General features: G+C 43.5%; 8 protein-coding genes and 3 pseudogenes. 5 read left to right on the top strand and 6 right to left on the bottom strand.

Translation table 11 applies throughout. From position 1 onward, the window contains the following. Positions 1-271 precede the first annotated feature (271 nt). Positions 272-415 (bottom strand): hypothetical protein, encoded by a 144-nt coding sequence (locus JHL22_RS15815; protein WP_200239570.1) that lies wholly within the window; start codon positions 413-415, stop codon positions 272-274. A gap of 93 nt (positions 416-508) precedes the next feature. Here JHL22_RS15815 and JHL22_RS15810 point away from each other — a divergent pair, with 93 nt between their 5' ends. Both JHL22_RS15810 and JHL22_RS15805 read left to right on the top strand, forming a co-directional pair. Beyond that, positions 509-814: a type II toxin-antitoxin system RelE/ParE family toxin gene (locus JHL22_RS15810; protein ID WP_200239567.1), complete on the top strand. Its 306-nt coding sequence runs from the start codon at positions 509-511 to the stop codon at positions 812-814. Between the two features lie 3 nt (positions 815-817). Then, positions 818-1,120, top strand: coding sequence for an addiction module antidote protein (locus JHL22_RS15805; protein WP_200239564.1), 303 nt, complete (start codon positions 818-820; stop codon positions 1,118-1,120). 236 nt (positions 1,121-1,356) lie between these two features. Here JHL22_RS15805 and JHL22_RS16265 read toward each other — a convergent pair whose 3' ends face one another. Then, complete coding sequence (locus tag JHL22_RS16265) at positions 1,357-1,677, bottom strand: hypothetical protein (RefSeq protein WP_200239562.1); 321 nt, start codon at positions 1,675-1,677, stop codon at positions 1,357-1,359. A gap of 41 nt (positions 1,678-1,718) precedes the next feature. On the opposite strand from JHL22_RS16265, the gene JHL22_RS16260 reads away from it, so the two are divergent. Both JHL22_RS16260 and darG read left to right on the top strand, forming a co-directional pair. Continuing rightward, entirely contained in the window at positions 1,719-1,928 is a 210-nt protein-coding gene (locus tag JHL22_RS16260; RefSeq protein ID WP_200239559.1) for a DarT ssDNA thymidine ADP-ribosyltransferase family protein, read from the top strand. Next, positions 1,925-2,992, top strand: a complete 1,068-nt coding sequence (gene darG, locus JHL22_RS15790; RefSeq protein WP_200239557.1) for a type II toxin-antitoxin system antitoxin DNA ADP-ribosyl glycohydrolase DarG — start codon at positions 1,925-1,927, stop codon at positions 2,990-2,992. The genes JHL22_RS16260 and darG overlap by 4 nt, the downstream gene beginning before the upstream one ends. Before the next feature lie 155 nt (positions 2,993-3,147). Here the strand turns inward: darG and JHL22_RS15785 are convergent. Beyond that, positions 3,148-3,417, bottom strand: a pseudogene (locus tag JHL22_RS15785) (IS3 family transposase); the annotation flags it as partial. A gap of 37 nt (positions 3,418-3,454) precedes the next feature. Between JHL22_RS15785 and JHL22_RS16255 the strand changes: the two are divergent. Next, positions 3,455-3,799 carry a transposase gene (locus JHL22_RS16255; RefSeq protein WP_200239552.1) on the top strand — a complete coding sequence of 115 codons (345 nt, stop codon included), beginning with the start codon at positions 3,455-3,457 and terminating at the stop codon, positions 3,797-3,799. Here JHL22_RS16255 and JHL22_RS15775 read toward each other — a convergent pair. The 3 genes and pseudogenes from JHL22_RS15775 to JHL22_RS16050 form a co-directional block, all read right to left on the bottom strand. Then, positions 3,721-4,012: pseudogene (locus JHL22_RS15775) on the bottom strand (HigA family addiction module antitoxin). The gene JHL22_RS16255 and the pseudogene JHL22_RS15775 sit on opposite strands and share 79 nt — an antisense overlap. A 74-nt stretch (positions 4,013-4,086) precedes the next feature. Continuing rightward, entirely contained in the window at positions 4,087-4,404 is a 318-nt protein-coding gene (locus tag JHL22_RS15770; RefSeq protein WP_200239549.1) for a helix-turn-helix domain-containing protein, read from the bottom strand. 258 nt (positions 4,405-4,662) lie between these two features. Next, a pseudogene (locus JHL22_RS16050) lies at positions 4,663-4,815 on the bottom strand (type II toxin-antitoxin system HicB family antitoxin); the annotation flags it as partial. Positions 4,816-5,089 lie beyond the last annotated feature (274 nt).

Here is a 5,089-nt window from a genome sequence, read left to right as displayed (position 1 = left end):
GAGAAAGACGCCGGTACGCGTCTGTAGAAGTGTGAGTGCTGTTCATAAGTTCCAACCTAAAAATAGATTGGAACCTATTGTCGTTTTTCTACGAGGAAATTCAAGACGGCACTGGGCGGAGCATTACAAGCGTATCAAGCTTAACTTAAATGGTTTGAGTCCGGTACAATACCGAACTCAGGTTTTAGAAGCTGCTTAGTTTTTAACTGTCCAACTTTAGGGGGTCAGTTCACTCCCGCGTGGGAATGCATATAGAACACATTTCACTTGGCTACGCAGCAATACTAGCAAGATTTCTGTCGATGTGCGCGCGAACCCTTTTTAATTCATTTTGTGGGATATCTTTAGTCAGTTCTGTTGCAATTTTATAAAAATCTGTTACAACGGTTGCTACTTCATCAACAATCAGATTCATTTGAGCAACAAGAAATTAAGAAAGAAATGTTTGCATTTAAGTATCCCATAGGATACAATTAATTATTCTTAAAAAAAGGATGTTTTCCTGGTTATGAGTACAAAAAATATAATAAACCAAACAGATGAATTTAATAAGTGGTTAAAAGACTTAAAGGATGTTCAAGCCAGAGCAAAAATACTTGTCAGGATAGGCAGGGCAAAACAAGGAAATTTTGGCGATCATAAATCTGTAGGTAACGGTATTTTTGAGATGAAAATTGATTATGGGCCGGGATATAGGGTTTATTATGCGCAGCAAGGGAAAATAATATATTTACTCTTGAATGGTGGTACAAAAGCATCGCAACAAGATGATGTTAAATATGCAAATATTATATGGTTGGAAATTAAAGGTTAAACGATGAAAAAAATCAGTAGAGTCATAAGTGAATTTGATGCTTCTGAGTATTTGCAAACACCTGATGATATTATTGCATATCTAAATGCTGTGATTGAAGATGGGGATCAGGAGCTGTTTATCGCAGCATTGGGTGATGTGGCAAAGGCTATTGGAATGGCTCAAATAGCTAAAGAAACGGGATTAGGTAGAGAAAGTTTGTATAAAACTTTTTCAGGGAAGACAAAGCCACGTTTTGAGACAATAACGTCCGTTTTAAATGCGGTTGGCGCTACTATTACGCTAACTAAAAAAATGGGACATTGAAATAGTTTCGTAACGTTGAAGTCTGGGATCTTCTATCTGAGCCGCTTCGATAGTATCGAACAACTGGAAGCGGGTATTCTCCTGCAGCAATATCCCCCTGTGTCAGGAGAGTTGTCGTAAACTTACCCTAAAAAGGCACAAGCCAAAATCAGAGATTTCTGCCATTATCATCTTTGATGGAGGAAATCATGAAATGATCCCGGTGTTTGTTAAGGTAGTTGGAACCTCTACCAATGTTAGATTTTAGCGATATCTGTCCGCTCCTGGAGTGAGAGCTTGTGGTCCGGTGCCGGTTTGACGGCCGTAGGACGCTTGTCGTGCTGCACGGCACTGTGCTCAAAGCCTTGTAAGGACTCTTCTTTCCAGCGTTTGACCTGATCAGGATAAAGCCCTTTTTCACGGCAATATGCACTAAGCTGCGCCTCGGACAGCGTTGCGGTTTCAATGACGGTCGCCAGCTTGGCTTGGGCTGACCATTGTTCTGATTTGGGTTTAGATCCTGGCACAGGGCGTCCTTCTGATTTGGCTTGTTTGCGTTCATGGGAATAACGGGCCATGATGAGTGTCCTTTACCGCCTGTTTTAGTTGAAATGGGAGGGTGACAACTATCCTGACACAGGGGGCTAACGATCCAGCCAAAATTGAGCGTTATCAGGCAGAAGCCCTGATTTATCAGCATTGCCCTGTCAATGCATTGCAAGGTATGATTTGTTATACTGAAACTACACAACAATTATTAAATGGCTGGTTGGGAAAACTCAACTTAAACATGCCTGTTCACGTGCGACCAAGGTGGTATTTTTCATGATTCATTACACAAAAGGCAATTTGCTTAATGCGGATACAGAGGCATTGGTTAATACTGTCAATACCGTTGGTGTGATGGGGAAGGGTATTGCCCTAATGTTTAAAGAACGCTTCCCAAAAAACATGCAAGCATACGCTAAGGCCTGTAAAGCAGGGCAAGTCATAACCGGCAAAATGTTCGTGACAGAAACCGAAGAACTAAGCGGCCCAAAATGGATTGTAAACTTTCCTACAAAACAGCACTGGCGTGCAAAATCCCAAATGGAATGGATTGTAGAAGGCTTACAGGATTTACGTGAGTTTATTGTTCGCAATCAGGTGAAATCCATCGCCATACCTCCGCTGGGCGCAGGTAATGGAGGTTTAAACTGGCCCGATGTAAAGCAGGCAATCGAACAGGCACTTGGAAATATACAAGACCTTGACGTCTGGCTTTTTGAGCCTACAGAACAATATCAAAATATAGTAAAAAAAACAGGCGTTCAAATACTAACCCCCTCTCGGGCCATGATTGCTGAACTGGTACGTCGTTACTGGATTTTAGGGATAGAGTGCAGTTTACTGGAAATTCAGAAACTGGCTTGGTTTTTACAACGTGTTATTGAAGCAAAAAACTTGAATAATGAACTAAAACTTAAGTTTGAAGCCCATAATTACGGCCCGTATGCCAATAATCTGAGCCATCTTCTTAATGCCTTGGACGGCAGTTATTTAAAGTCCGAAAAGCGGATTCCAGATAGCAGCCCGTTAGACGTTATTGCGTTTAACGACGATAAAAAGGCGTACCTTGAGGCTTTTCTGAAAAGTGAAGGTAAAGATTATTTACCTGCCCTGGAAAAAGCCAGTGAAATTATTGATGGTTTTGAATCACCTTATGGTATGGAGTTGTTGTCAACGGTCGATTGGTTATTGGTAAATGGTGGTTGTGAACCAACTTTAGAATCCATAAAAGCCGGTATGGCCCGCTGGCCCGCAGGCCCCAAATGGGCACAACGAAAACAGGCTTTGTTTAATGACAAGAGTCTCAAAATCGCTATAGAACGAATGCGGACAGTGGCGTTGTGATAGGGTATTTCTCGCAGGGGTGCTGATTGATCTTGGGGTTTGGTTGCATTATTTAGTGCTGCCAATTGAACTTAACACCCTTGTCACGGGCTCAAACGCAAGTATGAATTCCACAAGTGCGGTGTTTGTCAAGGTAGTTGTCACTGTTTTTTGTCTTAAGCAGCTTGTTGCATCTTCATTTCTTTTTCAGGGTTCAACGTGACAGGTCCAATCGGCTCACAATTCCTGACTGGACGTGTTCCCCAGCGTGAGGGGTTACGCAGCTTGGCTTGCTCCAGTATTGCCTGGCGTTGAGCCAGTAATGCGGTGTCTTTACCGTTATGCCGTTGCTGGGGTGTCACGAAGTTGAGCTTGCTATGACGATACTCGGTGTTGTACCAGCTGACAAAGCGTTCAACCCATTGCCGTGCCTCATGCAGGTAACTGTCCGGTAAAGTCATCTTTTCAAGTCGCTAATAAAATATGAACATACTTGTCCACTATCGCAAATGGACACGTATGGACTATCTAGAAGAAATCAGCCCGGAACCAACCCCGTTACCCCGTCGGCGGACGCACAGCCCGGCCTTTAAATCCCATCTGGTTGCCTTGTGCAAAAACTCCGCCGTATCGGTAGCGGCCATTGCCCGCGCCCACAACATTAACGACAACATGCTTCATCGCTGGATCAAAGAAGCCAATGTCAACTCGGCCAGCCCCCCCCTGTGTCAGGATAGTTGTCACTGTTTTCACAGGTCTTTTCCGGCTTGCAATACCAACGGTGTGACATTGGTTGGGCGATGTTGTTGCGCCTTCCATAAATCATAATTGGCCTGCATGCCTACCCACATTTCAGCACTGGTGCCAATCGCAGCTTCCAGCCTTAAGGCCATTTCAGGGTGATATTCCAGTCGCACCATTCAGGATTCGGGAAAGCGCGGTACGGGTTACCCCAAGATGCTTGGCTGCCGCTGTCACGGTAAAGTCTTCCAGATACTCTTTCAAGACTTCTCCTGGGTGCGGGGGATTGTGCATTTTCATGATTGATTCCTTAATGGTAATCTTGATAGTCAACAACAATCATTAAATACTCCTGATACGGTGGCACAAACAGCTTACTTGGTTTTCTTGCGCCTGGCCGGCCTTGCCCGTTGCCGTAAGGGCGCTTGAAGTGCTTCCATTTGCGCAATACTGACAGGCTGGATTTTAAATAATGCCAGTACTTCCTGCTCAAGCCGTAAGGCATAAACGACTTTCATGAAGTTAAGCATCGTGCCTTGACCGGTACTTTCAAGTTTTTTAATGGCCGATTCAGATACACCACTTCGCACCGCCAACTCTTTTTGCCGGATGTTCTGGCGCAGGCGATGTTCTCGTAAACGCTCGCCTAATTCAGCCAGTATTTCATGTTCAGTTAAAATCATAAGAGCCATATTTACACCTCTTATATGATTATATCGTATATAAAAGGTTTGTTTGAAGCTTTTGTTTTTAGAGGTGTTTGTCAGGATTGCTCCCGCGCGGAGCATGGTAGTGGTGCTCCGCGTGAGAATGTATACAGGGTGTGAAGAGTTTGAATAACAAAACATATCATTAAAACAAAAAAGACTGCAATATCAGTCCTTATTTTCACCCTCCCAAAGAGGCCGCTGTTTTTGCGCACATTGCTGGCGGATTGAACGGCAGTAATATTAATTAATCAATGCCATATGAGCAATATAGCCTGACCGACTTTCACCGGCAGCTTTGGCTTTTGCATCAATTCTTGCCAAAATGCGTTTAGGTAAAGTGATATTCACCCGCTCTACCTTATCATCAAAAATGTCTGGGTCAACATTAATTATTAATTTGAAGGCTTGATATCAGGAATGGGTTCGTTATCATGCACCATATGCAAGAAATGGCGATGACGTTCATATTGATTAATGATATCTACAATAATATCGTCTTTAGTCCATCCCATGATGTCGTAGTCTTGCCCGCCTTCGGTTCGGTATCTGTCAAGCTAGTTGGAACATAAGTCACGCGGCCTCTAACACTTTTTTGTGTTGAATGATCTCCTGGTGTTTATCGGGATTGAGCCATACTTCCCCAATCGGTTGCCAGTTACGTGTCTGA

Origin of the sequence: Advenella mandrilli, assembly GCF_016595155.1 — a bacterium.
In the GTDB taxonomy this organism is placed as follows: domain Bacteria; phylum Pseudomonadota; class Gammaproteobacteria; order Burkholderiales; family Burkholderiaceae_B; genus Advenella; species Advenella mandrilli.
The sequence above is the reverse complement of the archived record's forward strand: the minus strand, read 5'-3'. Positions and strand labels throughout refer to the sequence as shown.